Here is a 17,534-nt window from a genome sequence, read left to right on the forward strand (position 1 = left end):
TGAAGTTGTTGAGGAGCCGGGACGACCGCCTCATCCGGCACTTGAAACCGGCAGAGATGATACGTCACTGGACAGATCGGGCATAGTCGCGCTAACCACCGGAAATCTGAGCGACTTCAACGCATAACCAGACCTTCTTGAAGAGTAAGATTGCTTGATGAGCAAGATTGATCCCACCGCACGGGTCGCGGACGGCGCCGTGATCGGCGAGGGCACCGAGATCGGGCCCTATTGCATCATCGGCCCGAATGTCGTGATCGGCGCGAACTGCAAGCTGATTGGGCATGTTACCGTCATCGGCCATACGTCGATCGGGGACGGCGGCGTGATCTCGCCGTTCGTGGTGCTCGGCGGCGCGCCCCAGGATCTCAGCTACAAGGGCGAGCCGACGAAGCTCGAGATCGGCTCTGGCTGCGTCATCCGCGAAGGCGCGACGATGAATGTCGGCACCATCAAGGGCGGCGGTCTGACGCGCGTCGGCAACGGCGGCTACTTCATGAACAACAGCCATGTAGGCCATGACTGCATGGTCGGCAACAACGTGATCTTTGCGACCTCGGCGACGCTCGGCGGCCACTGCGAGATCGGCGACGCCGTCTATATCGGCGGCCTCTCCGCAGTGCACCAGTTCACGCGCATCGGCCCCTACGTGATGGTCGGCGGGGTCTGCGGCGTACGCGACGATGTCATCCCGTATGGGCTCGTTAACGGCCAGTATGCGGTGCTCGAGAGTCTCAACCTGATCGGCATGAAGCGGCGCAAGTTCACCAGGCAGCGACTGGCGACGGTGCGCGGGTTCTACCAAAAGCTCTTCCATGGGCCCGGCACATTCGCCGAGCGGTTAGAGGCGTCCAGGCCGCTTGCAGGCGAAGATCCGGCGATCGCCGAAATCCTCCACTTCATCGGCAAGGGCAAGCGCCCGCTCTGTCTTCCTGCCCTCGCGAAGTGATTTTGGGATGGCCGCGGACATGACATCGGCGGCGTCGGACATCTCATCGCCGGTCGGCATCGTCGCCGGCGGCGGCGCGATGCCGTTCGCAGTCGCCGACTCGCTTGCCGCGCGCGGCATCACGCCGGTGCTGTTTCCGCTGCGCGGGGCCTGCGATCCCGCGCGGGTGGAGAAATTCCGCCATCGCTGGATCTCGGTCGGCCAGCTCGGTCGCGCGATGCGACTGTTCCGCGAGGAGGGCTGCCGCGACCTGATCTTCATCGGCACCTTGGTGCGGCCCTCGCTCTCCGAGATCCGGTTCGACGTCAAGACGATGCGGCTGCTCGGCAATGTCATCCGCGCCTTTCGCGGCGGCGACGATCATCTCTTGTCCGGCGTCGGCCGCATCCTCGAGCAGGATGGCTTTCGCATGGTCGGCATCAAGGACCTCGCCCCCGATCTCCTGATGCCCGAGGGCTGCATCAGTCGCGCCTGGCCCAGCGATACCAGCAAGACCGACATCGCGCGCGGCCGTGCGGTGCTGACTGCGCTCGGTCCGTTCGACATCGGCCAGGCTGCGGTGGTGATCGACGGCCATGTGGTCGCGGTCGAGGACATCGAGGGCACCGATGCGCTGCTCGCGCGCGTCGCGCGGCTGCGCGAGGAGGGGCGCATTCGCGCGGCCGCCGGCCGCGGCGTGCTCGTGAAGGCGCCGAAGAGCGGCCAGGATCTGCGTTTCGACCTGCCGACGATCGGCCCGCGCACCATCGAGGGCGTCGCGGCGGCCGGCCTTGCGGGCCTCGCCGTCATCGCCGGCAACACCATCGCCGCAGAGCCGCAGGCGATGATCGCCCTCGCGGACGCCAAATATCTCTTCGTCATCGGTCTGCCGGCGTGATGCAGTCGCGCGATCCCAAGCGCAAGATCTTCCTGATCGCCACGGAGGAATCCGGCGACCGGCTCGGCAGTGCCTTGATGAAGGTCCTGCGCCAGCGTCTCGGCGACGGCGTGCAGTTCGTCGGCGTCGGCGGACGTACCATGGCGCGCGAAGGGCTGGAATCGCTGTTTCCGATCGAGGAGCTGTCAATCGTCGGATTTGCCGCGGTGGTGCAGCAATTGCCGAAAATTCTGCGGCTGATCCGCGAGACGGCCGACGCCGTGGCCGACGCCGCGCCGGACGCGCTCGTCATCATCGACAGCCCCGATTTCACCCATCGCGTCGCCCGCCGCGTGCGCGCGAAGAATCCTGCGATCCCGGTCGTCGATTACGTCTCGCCGCAGCTCTGGGCGTGGCGGCCGGGGCGGGCGCGGACCATGCTCGGTTATGTCGACCATGTGCTCGGTCTGCTGCCGTTCGAGCCGGAGGAATACCGCAAGCTCGGCGGACCGCCATGCAGCTATGTCGGCCATCCCTTAGTCGAGCAATTGCCCTCGCTGCGGCCGAACGCGGAGGAGCAGGCACGTCGCGACGGCGATCCGCCGGTGCTTTTGGTGCTGCCCGGCAGCCGCCGTAGCGAGGTCAGGCACCATCTCGATGTCTTCGGCGGGGTGCTCGGCCGCTTGCAGGCGGAAGGCCACGCCTTCGAACTGATACTGCCGACCATGCCGCATCTCGAGGCCACCATCCGCGAGGGCATCGCGAGCTGGCCGGTCAAGCCAAGGGTCGTGACCGGCGAGAACGAGAAGCGCGCCGTGTTCCGTATCGCGCGTGCGGCGCTGGCCAAATCCGGTACGGTGACGCTGGAGCTCGCACTGTCGGGTATTCCAATGGTGACGGCCTATCGCGTCGGTGCGATCGAGGCCTTCATCCTGCGTCGCGCGATCCGCGTCTCCTCGGTGATCCTTGCCAATCTCGTGATCGGCAAGGATGTCATTCCGGAGTACCTGCAGGAGGAGTGCACGCCGGAGAAACTGGCGCCGGCACTCGCCGAGGTGCTGACGGATTCGCCGCTGCGCAAGCAGCAGGTCGAGGCCTTTGCCCGGCTCGACCAGATCATGTCGACCGGCCACAAATCACCGAGCGTGCTCGCCGCCGACATCGTGCTCGAGACGATGCGCAAGGGACGGCGGTAACAGAGGTCTCGTAGGGTGGGCAAAGGCGCGTCGCGCCGTGCCCACGATTCGTCGCGATGAGAAGAATTCGTGGGCACGCTTCGCTTTGCCCACCCTACGAGACCGTGAACGTTGCGCCATTGTGGCCGGATCAAGTTCTACGCAAGTCCTGCATCCACCCGAAAACACTGGCTGGTGATGCGCTGGCTTTCGTCGGAGGCGAGGAATAGCGCCATGTTGGCGATGTCCTCGGGCGTCACTGCATCCGGAACGGCCTGACGGGAGCGCATTTCGGTGATGACCTGCTCGTCCGGATACCACAGCCGGCGTTGACGTTCGGTGATGACCATGCCTGGCGCAATCGCGTTGACGCGGATGCGGTCGGGGCCGACCAGCCGGGCCAGCGAGTTGGTGAAACCGACGATCGCCGCCTTTGCCCCGGCGTAGACCGGCAGCGCCGGTGCACCGCGCATCCAGGCGATCGACGACATGTTGATGATCGAGCCGCCGCCGCGCGCCTGCATCTGCGGCACCACCGCTTGCGCCGCAAAGAAGACGTGCTTGAGATTGAGGCCGATCATCCAATCGAACTCTGCCGGCGTCACCTCGGCCAGCACCTGGCGTTGATCATTGGCGGCATTGTTGACGAGGACCGCGGCATCGCCGAGCGATCGCTGCACCTGCGCCATTGCGGCCCGCAAGGCCTCGATGTCCAGGAGGTCGCATGGCACGAACAAGGGCGCGGCTTCGGACGCAGCGCTCACCTCCGCGACCAGCGCCCCGCCGGCTTCTTCATCCACATCGAGGAACGCGACGCGCGCTCCCTGGGCCGCGAAGGCGCGCACGAAGGCGGCCCCGATGCCGCTGGCGCCGCCGGTGATCAGTACGACGCGGTCCGCAAGTCCGGCATAGCTCGTCTTTGTCATGCGATCAGTCGCTCCGTCTCGGGGTCGAACAGGCAAATGCGGCGCGTGTCGAGCGCGAAGGGGGCTGCCGTCCCCGGCGGGGGGCGGATGTCCGGCGTGATGCGCGCCAGCGCGGACTCGCCGCCGAGCCGCAGCAGCACGATGGTTTCGGCGCCGGTGGGCTCGACCATCTCCACCGGCGCGTGGACGACGATGGGTGCACCGCCGGAGAACACGCGGTTGCCCTCCGCGATGCATTCCGGCCTGATCCCGAACACCACCTCGCGGCCAAGATAGGGTGCCGCCGAATCGTATCCCTGCAGACGAAGGCGAACTTCGTCCGGCCGACCCGCGCCGATCACGACCACGGGGCCGCCGGCGTCGGCCTCGAGCCGCGCCGGCATGGTGTTCATCGGCGGGGAGCCCATGAAGCGTGCGACGAACAGATTGGCGGGATAGCGGTACACGGTATCGGGATCGGCAAACTGCTGCACCACGCCGCGATGCATCACGGCGATCCGCGTCGCCATCGTCATCGCCTCGATCTGGTCGTGGGTGACATAGATGATGGTCGCGCCGATGCGCTGGTGCAGCCGCTTGATCTCCATCCGCATCTCGACGCGCAGTTTTGCGTCGAGATTGGACAGCGGCTCGTCGAACAGGAAGAGCAGGGGATCGCGTACCAACGCACGGCCCATCGCCACGCGCTGGCGCTGGCCGCCGGAGAGCTGCGATGGCTTGCGGCCGAGCAACGGCTCGATCTGGAGCAGTTTTGCGACGTCCGCGACCGCCTTGTCCCGCGCCGCCTTCGGCACGTGACGGCATTCCATGCCGAAGGTGATGTTCTGGCGTACGGTCATGGATGGGTAGAGCGCGTAGGACTGGAACACCATGGCGATGTCGCGATCCTTGGGCGGGACGTCATTGACCACGCGTCCGCCGATCTCGACGGTCCCGGCGCTCGGATGATCGAGCCCGGCGACGATGTTGAGCAGCGTGGACTTGCCGCAGCCGGATGGCCCGACCAGCACCGTGAACTCGCCGCTTTCGATGTCGAGATCGATGCCCTTCAGCACCTCCAGATTGGCGTAGCGCTTCGACAGGGTTCGAATGCTCAGTGCTGCCATGACAACTCCATCATTTCACGGCCCCGGCAGTCAGGCCGCGGACGAAGTATTTGCCACCGAGGAGATAGATCAACAGCGTCGGGAGCGCCGCGATGATCACCGCGGCGCTCTGCACGCCGTGCTGCGGGATGTCTGCGACTGCAGCGGACAGCGCGATGAGAGCGGCGGTGACGGGTTGCTGCTGGCCGCTCGTGAATGTCACGCCATAGAGGAACTCGTTCCAGATATGCGTGAACTGCCAGATCACGGTGACGATCAGGATCGGCGGCGAGAGCGGCAGGATGATGCGCCAGAAGATACGGAAGAACCCGGCGCCGTCGATGCGCGCGGCCCTGATCAATTCATGGGGGATGGCGACATAATAGTTGCGGCAGAACAGCGTGGTGAAGGAGAGCCCCTGGATCGTGTGAATCAGCACGAGGCCCGCCAGCGTGTTGATGAGACCGATGTCGCGCAGCACGATGGTCCAGGGAAGCAGGCGCATCTGCTGGGGCAGGAACAGGCCGAGGGTCACGATGCCGTAGATCCAGGTGTCGCCGCGAAAACGCCAGAGCGACACGGCGTAGCCGGCAATGGCACCGAGCAGGGTCGAGAAGATCGTCGCAGGAATCGTGACGAGGGCGGAGTTCAGCATGTACGGGCGGATGCCGGCGCAGGTCTCGGCAACGCAGAAGCCGCTCCAGGCAGCCAGGTAGTTGCTCCAGGCCCAGTGCTGCGGCCAGCCGATCATCGAGCCCTGCGCGATCTCCTCGTTGCCGCGGAGCGAATTCAGCACCACAACAGCCAATGGTGCGAGCCATGCTGCAGCGATCAGCAGGACGATGAGGTAGATCAAGATCCGGCTTGGTGCGAAAGTCCGCTCACGCATGGGCGGCCCGCCGTCGCTGAACATATCGCCACGCCGCATACGGCAGCAGCACCGCGAGAAGAATGAGCAGCATGAGCACCGCCGCCGCCGCTCCCCGGCCGAGCAGGCTGCGCTGGAACATCAGGTCGTAGACGACCAGTGCTGGCAGCTGGGTCGCGATTCCCGGTCCGCCGTTGGTGAGCGCGCGCACGAGGTCGAACGTCGAAATCGCGAACTGCAACTGGATCACGACGACGGTGATGGTGATCGGCCAAAGCGACGGCAGAATGATGCGCCGGTAGATTCGAAATGGCCCGGCGCCGTCGATCTGCGCGGCCTTGATGATGTCGGTGTCGACGGAGCGAAGGCCGGCAAGGAACAGCGCCATGGCGAAGCCCGAGGATTGCCAGATCGCGGCGATCACGATGGTCCAGATCGCCATGTCGCGATCGATCAGCCAGTCGAACTTGAAGGAGGTCCAGCCGAGGTCGTGGACGAGCTTCTGGATTCCGAGGCCGGGATTGAGCAGCCAACTCCAGACCGTGCCGGTGACCACGAACGACACCGCAAGCGGATAGAGGAAGACGGATCGCAGCAGGTTCTCGCCGCGAATGCGCTGGTCGAGCAGGATCGCAAGGGCGAGGCCGGTCACCAAACTCAGCAGCACGAAAGCGCTGCCGAACAACAGCAGATTGTCGAAGGCGATCTGCCAATTCCGCGATGCCGCCACCGCCGAGTAGTTGCGCAAGCCCACCCAGCCCGTAACAGGGACCAGCGTGGATGGCGTGAACGAGATCCAGATCGTCCACAGCGAGAACGACACGAGGTGCGCGGCTGACAGCAGCAGCGGCACCCAGATCATCAGATATTCCGGCAGCCGGCGCACCCATTCCGGAAGCGCCGGCCGGCCCGGTCTTATCGCGGCGGCATTGCTCAACGTGCGCCCTCGACGGCCTCGGCCAGACGAGTGGCTGCCTGCTCCGGCTTGATCGTCTTGTTCTTTACGTACTCCGTGATCACGTCGATCATCGCGGCGGTCATGCCGTTTTCCTGCGCCATGTTGTGCGCGAGGCTCAGGACCGCCTGGTTGCTGGCGATTGCGTCCTTCAGAGCTGCCGCGGTGCGCCGCTGACCGTCCGACCAGCCTTCGCCGGACAGATCGACGTCGGTACGCACGGGGATCGATCCCGTGATCTGCGAATACATGGTCTGGATCGCCGGATCCATGACGAGCTGGGCCATCAGCGTCTGGCCGGCCTGCAGGTCAGGCTCCTTGCGCTGCCAGAAGATGAAGGCATCGGCGTTCAACAGGAACACCGGCTTGCTATTGTCGCTCGGACCTGGCGCGATCATGAAGTCCTCGAACTTGAAACCGGCATTGCGCAACACGCCCTGCGCCCAGCCGCCCATGATCATCATGCCCATGTCGCCGTCGATGAAGCGCTTCAAATTGGTCGAGAAGTGCTGGGCGCCGACGTTGGGGTCCATCCAGTCGGCGATCTTGCGCACCTGTGCGAACGCAGCCTTGATCTCGGAGCCCTCCAGGGCCTTCTTCTCGAGATTCATGATGGCGGCGCGGTATGCGAGGGGACTGATGCCGGCCAGAGCGGCTTCGAATTTTTGCCCGTCGTCGGGGCGGGTGCCGCCGTTGGCGATGGGATAGGGGACGCCGCCCGCTTTCATCTTGTCGGCGAGCTCGTTGAAGTCTGCCCAGGTGACGGGGATCTTGTCGGCCTTGGCCTTGTCCATCGCGCGTTTGGAGAGAAACAGCATGTTGGTGCTGTAGATCTGCAACGGCAGTGCGATCCATTTGCCGCCCGGCTTGTGCAATTTCGCAAGGTCCGGCGCGACCACCTTCTCATAGCCGGCGGCAGCGACGACGGCGTCGAGATCGACGGTCGGGGCAATCTTCGACCAAGCTGCGATCTCGGGACCCTTGAGCTGCGAGCAGGCCGGCGGATCGCCGGCCATGATCTGGGCGCGCAGCTTGTTCATCATCTCGGTGGTGAACCCGGGGACGGGCGAGTGCTGCCAGACGCCGCCCTTCTCCTCGAACTTCTTGCCGAGCGCGGTGATGGCTGCCCCATCGCTGCCCGCGGACCATTGCGAGATTGCGGTCAGGCGCGGCTTGACCGCGCCTTGCGCGCGGGCAAAGGCCGGCAGTGCGAGCGCGGCAGCGGATCCAGCGAGCAGACGGCGCCTTGTTGTCGTGATCGGCATGGCAGTTCCTCCCGGTGTGAACTCTCTTGCGCGCGAGCCGCGCAGCTTCAGGCCGTCTCAGGCGGCCTCCGTCGACGCGGCCGGCATGCCGCCGCGGCAGGCGAGGCAGAACGCGGCGAAGGCCAGCGCGGCCCTGGGATCATTGCCGTTCGACGGCGGCACGAAAGCCAGCGACACCTGCGCATGCTTGCGGCCGCCGAGCAGGCAGGCATCGACGCCGTCGACCAGCGCTTTCCGATCGCCTTCCGCAAGGAGCGAAGGCCAGCCGGAGATGGCGACGCCGTGACAGGGCTTGACGTTCAGCGTGTTGCCGATCGCGAGCCCAAGGCGATACAGGCGATGCCGCAGCTCCTGACGCACGCGCGAGGAGATCGGGATCGCGCTGACCCAATCGCTGCCGAGCTGGAGCAACTCCGGCTCGGGCACGCCGAGAAGCTCGGCCAGCGCCGGAAGCGAAGTATAGGCCTCGACACAGCCGAGGTGGCCGCAGCGACAGCGCGGCCCGCCTTCGCCAAACACCATGTGACCGAGCTCGATTGGCTGGAGCGCGTCGGTCTCGACGGGATCATCCATCCAGGCGCCCGCAACGCCATGGCTGACAAAGACGAACAGGTGCGTGTCATTGAATGGATAGTTTTCGGTGCGACAGCGATGGAATGTGGCGTGCGCCACGACCGAATTGGTAAATTCGACGGGCACGTCGGCGAACATCTCGCCGAACATGTCGCTGATGCGCCCGACGTCACAGGGAATGATGAGGTTGCCCGCGGCGCTGAGCCGGCCGAGGCCCGGAATGGAGACGCCGACCTGAGAGAGGACGACGCGGCGGCGCCGCGTCCAGTCGCGCAGCAATGTCATCGCTTCGCGAAACGCCCGGTCGACGGTCTCGACGGTCGGCGTCTTCGGCAGGGGCACGCGCTCGGTGTAGTGCAGCTCGCCCGACAGGCCGCCGACGCCGAGGCTGAGGTGCTGAGCGGTCAGCTCGAAGGCTGCGAGGGCAACCGAGCCGTCGAGCGACACGAGTCCGGTCGGGCCGCCGACGTAGGGGGCAGGGCGCCGCACTTCCTCGATCAGGCCTTCGGTCTTCAGGTCAAGCAGGATGCGCGACAGGCTCGCTTCGGACAGGCGCACGGCCTTGGCCAGCGGCGGGCGAAACGAGCCACCCGACTGAAGCAGGTGAGTCAAAATGGCAGCGCGCGTCTGCCGCCGACTTCTCGGCTGCTCCGGCATTTCCATCCCTGTCGTCATTCTTACTTAGTGTAAGAATTTGCGCGCGGAGCGCTCTGACTGTCAAGGCGTTTGCGGCCGCAGGCGTGGACTTTGTTGTTGTGCGCGGCAGCAAGCGTGTCACGGCCCGATTGGTCTCGTAGGGTGGGCAAAGCGAAGCGTGCCCACGACGTCGTATCTGTTGCGGAGAGGTGGTGGGCACGCTGCGCTTGCGCACCCTACGGCACCTCCATAAACAAAAACGGCGCCATCTTGCGATGGCGCCGCTTCGAAAGCCGTATCGGCTTGGAGCTTACTTGCGATCCTTGATCGCGACGTAGTCGCGGCGGGTGACGCCGGTGTAGAGCTGGCGCGGACGGCCGATCTTCTGCTGCGGGTCCTCGATCATCTCGCTCCACTGGCTGATCCAGCCGACGGTGCGGGCGACCGCGAACAGCACGGTGAACATCGAGACCGGGAAGCCCATCGCCTTCAGCGTGATGCCCGAATAGAAGTCGACGTTCGGGTAGAGCTTGCGGTCGATGAAGTACTGGTCGCTGAGCGCGATCTTCTCGAGCTCGAGCGCCACCTTCAGCATCGGATCGTCGCCATGGCCGGTCTCCTTGAGCACGGCGTGACACATCTTCTGCATGATCTTGGCGCGCGGATCGTAGTTCTTGTAGACGCGATGACCAAAGCCCATCAGGCGGACTTCGGAGTTCTTGTCCTTCACCTTGGCGATGAATTCGGGAATCTTGTCCACGGAGCCGATCTCGGCGAGCATCGCGAGGGCTGCTTCGTTGGCGCCGCCATGCGCCGGACCCCACAGGCAGGCGATGCCGGCGGCGATGCAGGCGAACGGGTTGGCGCCGGAGGAGCCGGCGATGCGCACCGTCGAGGTCGAGGCGTTCTGCTCGTGGTCGGCATGCAGGATGAAGATCTTGTCCAGCGCGTCAGCGAGCACCGGGTTGATCTTGTAGTCCTCGCACGGCACGGCGAAGCACATGTGCAGGAAGTTCTCGGCGAACTTGAGCGAGTTCTTCGGGTACACGAAGGGCTGGCCGACCGTGTACTTGTAGGCCATCGCCGCCAGCGTCGGGATCTTCGCGATCATGCGCATGGAAGCGATCATGCGCTGCTTCGGATCGTTGATGTCGGTGGAGTCGTGATAAAACGCGGCGAGCGCGCCGACCGCAGCCACCATGATCGCCATCGGATGCGCGTCGCGGCGGAAGCCCTGGAAGAAGCGGGCCATCTGCTCGTGCACCATCGTGTGATGGGTCACGCGGTCGTCGAAATCCTTCTTCTGCGCGGCGGTCGGCAGATCCCCAAACAGCAGGAGATAGCAGGTCTCGAGGAAGTCGCCGTTCTCGGCGAGCTGCTCGATCGGGTAGCCGCGGTATTCCAGCACGCCCGCGTCGCCGTCGATATAGGTGATCTTCGACTGGCAGCTCGCGGTGGGGGTGAAGCCGGGATCGTAGGTGAACAGGCCGGACTGGCCGTAGAGCTTGCCGATATCGACGACATCAGGCCCGACGCTGCCGCTGTGGATCGGGAGATCGTAGTTCTTGTTTCCGACCGTCAGCGTAGCGGTCTTATTGCTCGGTTTTGCGTCCATCGTAGGTCCCCGATGAAATGTGAAGCGGGCCGGAGCCGGAGGCCCCCTTTGCGAGATGATGGGGCAGGCCGGATGTTCCAGAAGGTACGGGGGAGATGGGTATATTATTGCTGTGTGCGCTGCAAGATCACCGCACGCATGCTCGACTTACGTCTTAGTCTGGTCCTTGGACTGATCCTCAAGCCGGCCGAGGCTTTCCTGGCGTCCCAGGACGTCCAAAACCTCAAATATACCAGGCGACGTCGTCCGCCCGGTCAGCGCGGCCCGCAAGGGTTGGGCGACCGCGCCGAGCTTGAGACTATTTTCCTCGGCAAAAGCGCGTAGCGCGGCTTCGGTGGTGGCGCCGCTCCATATCTCGACTTTCTCCAACGCGGAATGAAGCTGGCCGATCAGCTTGCGGTTCTCTGGCGTCAGCAGCGCTTGTGCCTTGGGATCGAGCTCCAGCGGCCGGTCGGCGAAGATGAAATAGGCGCTGTCGATCAGCTCGATCAGCGTCTTGGCGCGCTCCTTCAGGGCCGGCATGGCCTTGAGAAGCTGGGCGCGCGTAGTGTCGTTTAATTTGGCCTTAATCTCGTCGCGTGCGGGCACGAGATGGTCGAGCACGTCCTCGAACATCTTCACGAGTGATTGATCGTCGGCGTGGCGGATGTAGTGGCCGTTGAGGTTTTCCAGCTTGGCGAAATCGAAGCGGGCAGCGGCGCGGCCGACGCTGGCGAGGTCAAACGCCGCGATCATCTCCTCGGTCGAGAAGATCTCCTGGTCGCCATGGCTCCAGCCGAGCCGGACGAGGTAATTGCGTAGCGCGGCCGGCAAATATCCCATGGCGCGGTAGGCATCGACGCCGAGCGCGCCGTGACGCTTGGAGAGCTTCGAGCCGTCCGGGCCGTGGATCAGCGGAATGTGGGACATGCTCGGCAGAGCCCATCCCATCGCATCGTAGATCTGCTTCTGGCGCGCGGCGTTGATCAGATGATCGTCGCCGCGGATCACATGGGTGACGCCCATGTCGTGGTCGTCGACCACCACGGCGAGCATGTAGGTCGGGTTGCCATCGCCGCGCAAGAGCACGAGGTCGTCGAGGTTCTCGTTCTGCCAGACCACGCGGCCCTGGACCTGGTCCTCGATCACGGTCTCGCCGGTCTGCGGCGCGCGCAGGCGGATCGTCGGCTTGACGTTGGACGGGGCTGTCGCGGGATCGCGATCGCGCCACATCCCGTCATAGAGGCGGGTGCGCCCTTCCGCGCGCGCCTTCTCGCGCATGGCGGCGAGTTCCTCTGCGGTCGCGTAGCAGCGATAGGCCTTGCCGTCGGCGAGCAGCTGCTCGGCGACCTCGCGGTGGCGCGCGGCACGGCTGAACTGGTAGGTGACCTCGCCGTCCCAGCCGAGCTCCAGCCATTTCAGACCGTCGAGAATGGCGCCGATCGCCGCCTCCGTGGAGCGCTCCCGGTCGGTGTCCTCGATCCGGAGCAGCATCTTGCCGCCGTGCTTCTTCGCATACAGCCAGTTGAACAGCGCGGTGCGGGCGCCCCCGATATGGAGGAAGCCGGTCGGCGAGGGAGCGAAGCGCGTGACGACGGAATTGGTCATTCTTGGCAGGGCCTATGCTTTGGAGGCGGTGGTGTATAGCAGGAACGGGACATAAACAAAGCCCGCCGGCGGACCTGCCAGGCCCCGCTTGAGGCCTGCTTAAGCTCTTGGCTCAGCCTCCCGAATTTGGCAGAAGAACCGCTGATTTCCCGACAGGATTTTCGTAATGACAGAACCGGTGGCAGCTGAGGTTGGGCGCGATTTCATTCGTGACATCGTCCAGGCCGACCTCGACCAGGGCAAATACAGGGAGATCGTGACCCGGTTCCCGCCGGAGCCGAACGGCTATCTGCATATCGGTCATGCCAAGTCGATCGCGCTGAATTTCGGCATCGCCCAGGAGTTTCCGGGCCGCTGCCATCTGCGTTTCGACGACACCAACCCGGTCAAGGAAGAGCAGGAATATATCGATTCCATCCAGGCCGACGTGCGCTGGCTCGGCTTCGACTGGGGCAAGAACCTGTTCTTTGCTTCGGACTATTTTGACCGCCTGTACGAATGGGCGGAGCAGCTGATCCGCGACGGCCTCGCTTATGTCGACGACCAGACCCAGGAGGAGATCCGCCTCTCGCGCGGCACGCTGACCGAGCCCGGCAAGAACTCGCCGTTCCGCGACCGCAGTGTGGACGAAAACCTCGGCCTGTTCCGCCGCATGAAGGCCGGTGAATTCCCGAACGGCACGCGGGTGCTGCGGGCCAAGATCGATATGGCAGCCGGCAACATCAATCTGCGCGATCCCGTGCTGTACCGCATCCTGCATGCGCATCATCCGCGCACCGGCACCAAGTGGCACATCTATCCGAGCTACGATTATGCCCACGGCCAGTCGGACGCGATCGAGGGCATCACGCATTCGATCTGCACGCTGGAGTTCGAGGACCACCGGCCGCTCTACGACTGGTTCATCGAAAAACTGCCGGTGCCGTCGCAGCCGCACCAGTATGAATTCGCGCGGCTCAACCTGACCTATACGCTGCTGTCCAAGCGCGTGCTGACCCAGCTCGTCCGCGACGGCCATGTCGCGGGCTGGGACGATCCGCGGATGCCGACCATGGCGGGGATGCGCCGCCGCGGCGTGCCGCCGGCCGCGCTGCGTGAATTCGTCAAGCGCATCGGCGTCGCCAAGGCCAACAGCGTGGTCGACGTCGGCATGCTCGAGTTCTGCATCCGCGAGGAGCTGAACCGCACGTCGCAGCGACGCATGGGCGTGCTGCGGCCGCTCAAGGTGGTGATCGAGAACTATCCGGAAGGGCAGACCGAGGAGCTCGAGGCGATCAACCATCCGGATGACCCGTCCGCCGGCACGCGCAAGATCACGTTCGGCCGCGAGCTCTATATCGAGCAGGACGACTTCATGGAGAACCCGCCGAAGAAGTTCTTCCGCCTGTCGCCGGGCAACGAGGTGCGACTGCGCTACGCCTATTTCGTCAAGTGCACCGGCGTGATCAAGAACGACAAGGGCGAGGTGGTGGAGCTGCGCTGCACCTATGATCCCGCGACCAAGGGCGGCAACGCGCCCGACGGCCGCAAGGTCAAGGCGACGATGCATTGGCTGCCGGCGGCGGCGTCGGTGCCCGCGGAGATCCGCATCTACAACCAGCTGTTCGCCAATCCGAGCCCGGACGCCCAAAACTTCGCGGCCGATCTCAATCCGAACTCGCTGGAGATCCTCAGCGACGCTCGGATCGAGGCATCGGTCGCAGCGAGCAATTCGACCGAGCCGATGCAGTTCGAGCGGCAGGGCTATTTCGTCCGCGACAAGGACTCGACGCCGGGCAAGCCGGTGTTCTCCCGCACCATCGGCCTGCGCGACACCTTCGCGAAGGAAGTCGCAAAAGGGTGATGCGCATATGAGCAACGAAGCCGACGCCATCGTTTCCGCCATCATCGCGAAATGGTGCGCCGGCTTCGCGACGCTCGACGCCGCCGCGCTCTCGTCGCTCTATGCGAAAAACGCGTTCTTCTTCGGTTCGAACCCGAAACTCTATCGGGGCAGGGACGGTGTTGCCGATTACTTCAACGGCCTGCCGCGCTGGCGCAAGCCGAGCGCCGTATTCTCCGACGTGAACGCAGCGCAGGCCGGCCCCGATCTGATCAACATGGCCGCGACCATCTCGTTCGACCTCGCCGGCGAGCGCCCTGATCTCGTCGTCAAGATGAGCTGGGTCATCGTCCGCGAGGACGGCGACTGGAAGATCGTCAATCACCACGCTTCGGCGAAGGCGCCGCTGATCTGATTGGCGCTCTTCATCAGTTTGTCATTCCGGGATGGCCCGAAGGGCCAGGCCCGGAATCCATAACCCCAGCTTGTGGTTATGGATTCTCCGATGCGCAATTGCGCATCATAGCTCGCGCCAAGTGGCGCGCCCCGGAATGGCAGCAGAATACGAACCGAAGCTCTCTCCGCGCGTTGAGGTGGCTCCAACCAAGGATCCCACCATGCAGAACATTGCAGAGCATATGGAAGTCATCGGCGCCGACGGCGTTCATGTCGGCACGGTCGACAAGGTCGAAGGCAATCGCATCAAGCTGACCAAGAAGGACAGCGGCGAGGGCAGCCACAAGGGCCACCATCATTTCATCGACAAGGGCCTCGTCGCCGGTGTCGAGGGTAACAAGGTGCGGCTGTCGGCCAAGGCGGATGTCGCCGTGACGATGGAAGAGGAAAAGTAGGGGGAGTCCCTTCGTTCTCGATTTGTACCGCTATTCGCGCGGCCGCACGTTCCGGTAGCCTTGGCGACAATCGCGTCGCGTAGGGTGCAGGGATGGCGGAGCCGGGCCGGCCAGCACGGTCCCAGGGTATAGCCGGGACGTGGCCGGTCGGTCGTGCTGCGCAGGCGGGCGGCTTGGTGCCGGCGGGCTTTGGCGCCTGGTCGGGAATCGTCGAGACGCTGCGTGAATGGGCCCGCGCGGAGGCCGGCGCCGGGCGACTGTTGCCGTGGGTGCCTGTCGCCTTTGGCGGTGGCATCGCACTCTATTTTGCCGCCGATCATGAGCCGGTGCTGTGGGTCGTTGCTGCGACGGCGATCGCGCTCACGTTTGGCGCGGTGCTGTTGCGGCGGAGCCGGCTGTTTGCGCCTGCGATCATGATTGCGGCGGTCGCTTCCGGCTTTGCCGTGGCAACCTGGAAGACGGCGCGCATCGCCCACCCCGTGCTGGCCAAGCCGCTCTATTCAGTGTCGCTGTCGGGTTTCGTCGAGGCCCGCGATATCCGCGAGCGAACCGATCGTTTCGTGCTGCGCGTCACGGCCATGGAGGCGCAGCGCAGCGAGGTCAAGCTGGAACGCGTCCGCCTGTCGGTGCGCAAGGGCACTGCGCCCGAGGTCGGCAGCTTCGTGCAGCTCAAGGCGCGGCTGATGCCGCCGCTCTCGCCGGTGCGCCCCGGCAGCTACGATTTTTCGCGCGACATGTTCTTTCAGGGCATCGGCGCCTCCGGCTTCGTGATGGGCGCGATCACGGCTTCAGTCCCGCCCGATGCCGGCGGCCTGCGGCTGCGTTATGGCGCCTTCATGCAGGGCCTGCGCGATGCGATCGACGCCCGCATCCGCGCCACGCTCGAGGGCGACAACCGCGCGATCGCGACAGCGCTGCTCACCGGGCGGCGCGATGCGATTTCCACGCCGGTCAACGACGCGATGTTCATCTCGGGGCTCGGCCATGTGTTGTCGATCTCCGGCTATCACATGGCGGTCGTCGCCGGCGTCGTCTTCTTCGCGGTGCGCGCACTGCTGGCCTTGATCCCGGGACTGGCGGCCGGCTTTGCCATCAAGAAATGGTCGGCGGCCGCAGCGCTGGTGGCGGCTGCGTTCTATCTGCTCTTGTCTGGCGCGGAGGTCGCGACGCAACGTTCGTTCTTCATGACGGCGGTGGTGCTGATCGCCGTGATGGTCGATCGCCGCGCCATCACCTTCCGTACGCTCGCGGTGGCGGCGCTGATCGTGCTCGCGGTCGCGCCGGAAGCGCTTGTGCATCCGAGTTTCCAGATGTCCTTTGCCGCGACGCTCGGTCTCGTCGCGCTGGTACAGATCGGCATGCCGAACCTGTTTGCCTCACCCGATCATTCGGCGACCGCGCGCGTCGCGATGTGGGGCGGCCGCGAGATCGCGATGCTATTCCTGGCCTCGCTGATCGCCGGGCTTGCGACCACGCCCTACGCCGCCTTCCACTTCCACCGCGTCACGCCCTACGGCGTGCTCGCCAATCTCGGTGCGATGCCGGTGGTCTCGGCGCTGGTGATGCCGGCGGGGCTGCTGGGATTGCTCGCAGCGCCGTTCGGGCTCGACGGCGTGTTCTGGTGGCTGATGGGGATCGGCATCGACTGGATGGTCACGGTCTCGCGCTGGGTGGCGGCATTGCCGGGCGCGGTCGGCCGCATCCCGGCGTTCGGCATCGCGCCGCTGATCGCAGCGAGCCTGGGGGTCATCGTGATGGGCCTGTTGCGCACGCCGTTGCGCTGGGGCGGTGCCGTCGTGCTGCTGGTTTCCATCGGCTGGGGGCTGTCGGTGCGGCAGCCCGATATCCTGATTGCCGGGGACGGCGCGAGCGTCGCGGTGCGGGGCGGGGACGGGCGTTTGCATCTGATCAGGGCAGGCAAGGACAATTTCGTGCTGAGGGAGTGGTTGGCTGCCGACGCCGATCCGCGCGATGCCGGCAGTAGCGCGCTGGCGAGCGGCATATCGTGCGACGAGTCGGGCTGCGTAACGCCGCTCGCAGACGGACGGCTGGTCGCGCTGGCCTCGCGCATCGACGCGTTGGCGGACGATTGCAACCGGGCTGCACTGGTGGTGACGTCGAGGCCCGCGCCGCACGATTGTGCGGCGATGGTGGTGGATCGGCAGCGGCTCGCTCGCCAGGGCGCGCTGGCATTGACCCAGCGTGGCGACGGCTTTTCGGTTCAGGCGGTGAGGGCAAGAGGCACGAACCGCCCGTGGTTACCGGCCGGTGCGGGCGAAGGTGACTTCGACGGCAGCCTTGCGCAGAAGGCGGCTCCCCGCAGCCGCGACGCAACGCCATCGGAGACCGACTTGCAGGCCGACGATTGACG

General features: G+C 65.2%; 15 protein-coding genes. 7 read left to right on the forward strand and 8 right to left on the reverse strand.

The window, feature by feature from the left end:
* Positions 1-157 precede the first annotated feature (157 nt).
* Genes lpxA through lpxB form a run of 3 tightly spaced genes read left to right on the forward strand, consistent with a single transcriptional unit; the run spans position 158 to position 3,001 of the window.
* Positions 158-949 (forward strand): acyl-ACP--UDP-N-acetylglucosamine O-acyltransferase, encoded by a 792-nt coding sequence (gene lpxA, locus IC66_RS0127075; protein ID WP_038949776.1) that lies wholly within the window; start codon positions 158-160, stop codon positions 947-949.
* A 19-nt stretch (positions 950-968) separates the two neighbouring features.
* Complete coding sequence (locus tag IC66_RS0127080; protein ID WP_049806649.1) at positions 969-1,826, forward strand: LpxI family protein; 858 nt, start codon at positions 969-971, stop codon at positions 1,824-1,826.
* Complete coding sequence (gene lpxB, locus IC66_RS0127085) at positions 1,823-3,001, forward strand: lipid-A-disaccharide synthase (protein ID WP_085971821.1); 1,179 nt, start codon at positions 1,823-1,825, stop codon at positions 2,999-3,001. The genes IC66_RS0127080 and lpxB overlap by 4 nt, the downstream gene beginning before the upstream one ends.
* Positions 3,002-3,138: 137 nt before the next feature.
* Here lpxB and IC66_RS0127090 read toward each other — a convergent pair whose 3' ends face one another.
* The 8 genes from IC66_RS0127090 to gltX form a co-directional block, all read right to left on the reverse strand.
* A complete protein-coding gene (locus tag IC66_RS0127090; RefSeq protein ID WP_028141527.1) occupies positions 3,139-3,906 on the reverse strand; it encodes an SDR family NAD(P)-dependent oxidoreductase in 768 nt (255 codons plus the stop codon).
* Positions 3,903-5,012 carry an ABC transporter ATP-binding protein gene (locus tag IC66_RS0127095; protein WP_038949780.1) on the reverse strand — a complete coding sequence of 370 codons (1,110 nt, stop codon included), beginning with the start codon at positions 5,010-5,012 and terminating at the stop codon, positions 3,903-3,905. Before IC66_RS0127095 ends, IC66_RS0127090 begins: the two co-directional genes overlap by 4 nt.
* 10 nt (positions 5,013-5,022) lie before the next feature.
* On the reverse strand, positions 5,023-5,880 hold the full coding sequence (locus IC66_RS0127100; RefSeq protein WP_038949781.1) for a carbohydrate ABC transporter permease: 858 nt from the start codon (positions 5,878-5,880) through the stop codon (positions 5,023-5,025).
* A complete protein-coding gene (locus tag IC66_RS0127105) occupies positions 5,873-6,796 on the reverse strand; it encodes a carbohydrate ABC transporter permease (RefSeq protein WP_028141530.1) in 924 nt (307 codons plus the stop codon). The genes IC66_RS0127100 and IC66_RS0127105 overlap by 8 nt, the downstream gene beginning before the upstream one ends.
* Positions 6,793-8,079, reverse strand: a complete 1,287-nt coding sequence (locus tag IC66_RS0127110) for an ABC transporter substrate-binding protein (protein ID WP_028141531.1) — start codon at positions 8,077-8,079, stop codon at positions 6,793-6,795. The genes IC66_RS0127105 and IC66_RS0127110 overlap by 4 nt, the downstream gene beginning before the upstream one ends.
* Positions 8,080-8,136: 57 nt before the next feature.
* Positions 8,137-9,315, reverse strand: coding sequence for an ROK family transcriptional regulator (locus IC66_RS0127115; RefSeq protein WP_038949782.1), 1,179 nt, complete (start codon positions 9,313-9,315; stop codon positions 8,137-8,139).
* 283 nt (positions 9,316-9,598) lie between these two features.
* Complete coding sequence (gene gltA / locus IC66_RS0127120; RefSeq protein ID WP_038949784.1) at positions 9,599-10,903, reverse strand: citrate synthase; 1,305 nt, start codon at positions 10,901-10,903, stop codon at positions 9,599-9,601.
* A 147-nt stretch (positions 10,904-11,050) separates the two neighbouring features.
* On the reverse strand, positions 11,051-12,490 hold the full coding sequence (gltX, locus tag IC66_RS0127125) for a glutamate--tRNA ligase (protein WP_028141534.1): 1,440 nt from the start codon (positions 12,488-12,490) through the stop codon (positions 11,051-11,053).
* 166 nt (positions 12,491-12,656) lie between these two features.
* On the opposite strand from gltX, the gene IC66_RS0127130 reads away from it, so the two are divergent.
* The 4 genes from IC66_RS0127130 (at position 12,657) to IC66_RS0127145 (ending at position 17,532) form a co-directional block, all read left to right on the forward strand.
* Entirely contained in the window at positions 12,657-14,333 is a 1,677-nt protein-coding gene (locus IC66_RS0127130) for a glutamine--tRNA ligase/YqeY domain fusion protein (RefSeq protein WP_028141535.1), read from the forward strand.
* Between the two features lie 7 nt (positions 14,334-14,340).
* Positions 14,341-14,727 carry an SgcJ/EcaC family oxidoreductase gene (locus tag IC66_RS0127135; protein ID WP_028141536.1) on the forward strand — a complete coding sequence of 129 codons (387 nt, stop codon included), beginning with the start codon at positions 14,341-14,343 and terminating at the stop codon, positions 14,725-14,727.
* A gap of 202 nt (positions 14,728-14,929) precedes the next feature.
* Entirely contained in the window at positions 14,930-15,163 is a 234-nt protein-coding gene (locus tag IC66_RS0127140) for a DUF2171 domain-containing protein (protein WP_015685840.1), read from the forward strand.
* Between the two features lie 92 nt (positions 15,164-15,255).
* Entirely contained in the window at positions 15,256-17,532 is a 2,277-nt protein-coding gene (locus IC66_RS0127145; protein ID WP_038949785.1) for a ComEC/Rec2 family competence protein, read from the forward strand.
* The last annotated feature ends 2 nt before the right edge of the window (positions 17,533-17,534 follow it).

The sequence above is a fragment of the Bradyrhizobium genomosp. III genome (assembly GCF_000261705.1).
Lineage (GTDB): Bacteria > Pseudomonadota > Alphaproteobacteria > Rhizobiales > Xanthobacteraceae > Bradyrhizobium > Bradyrhizobium ottawaense.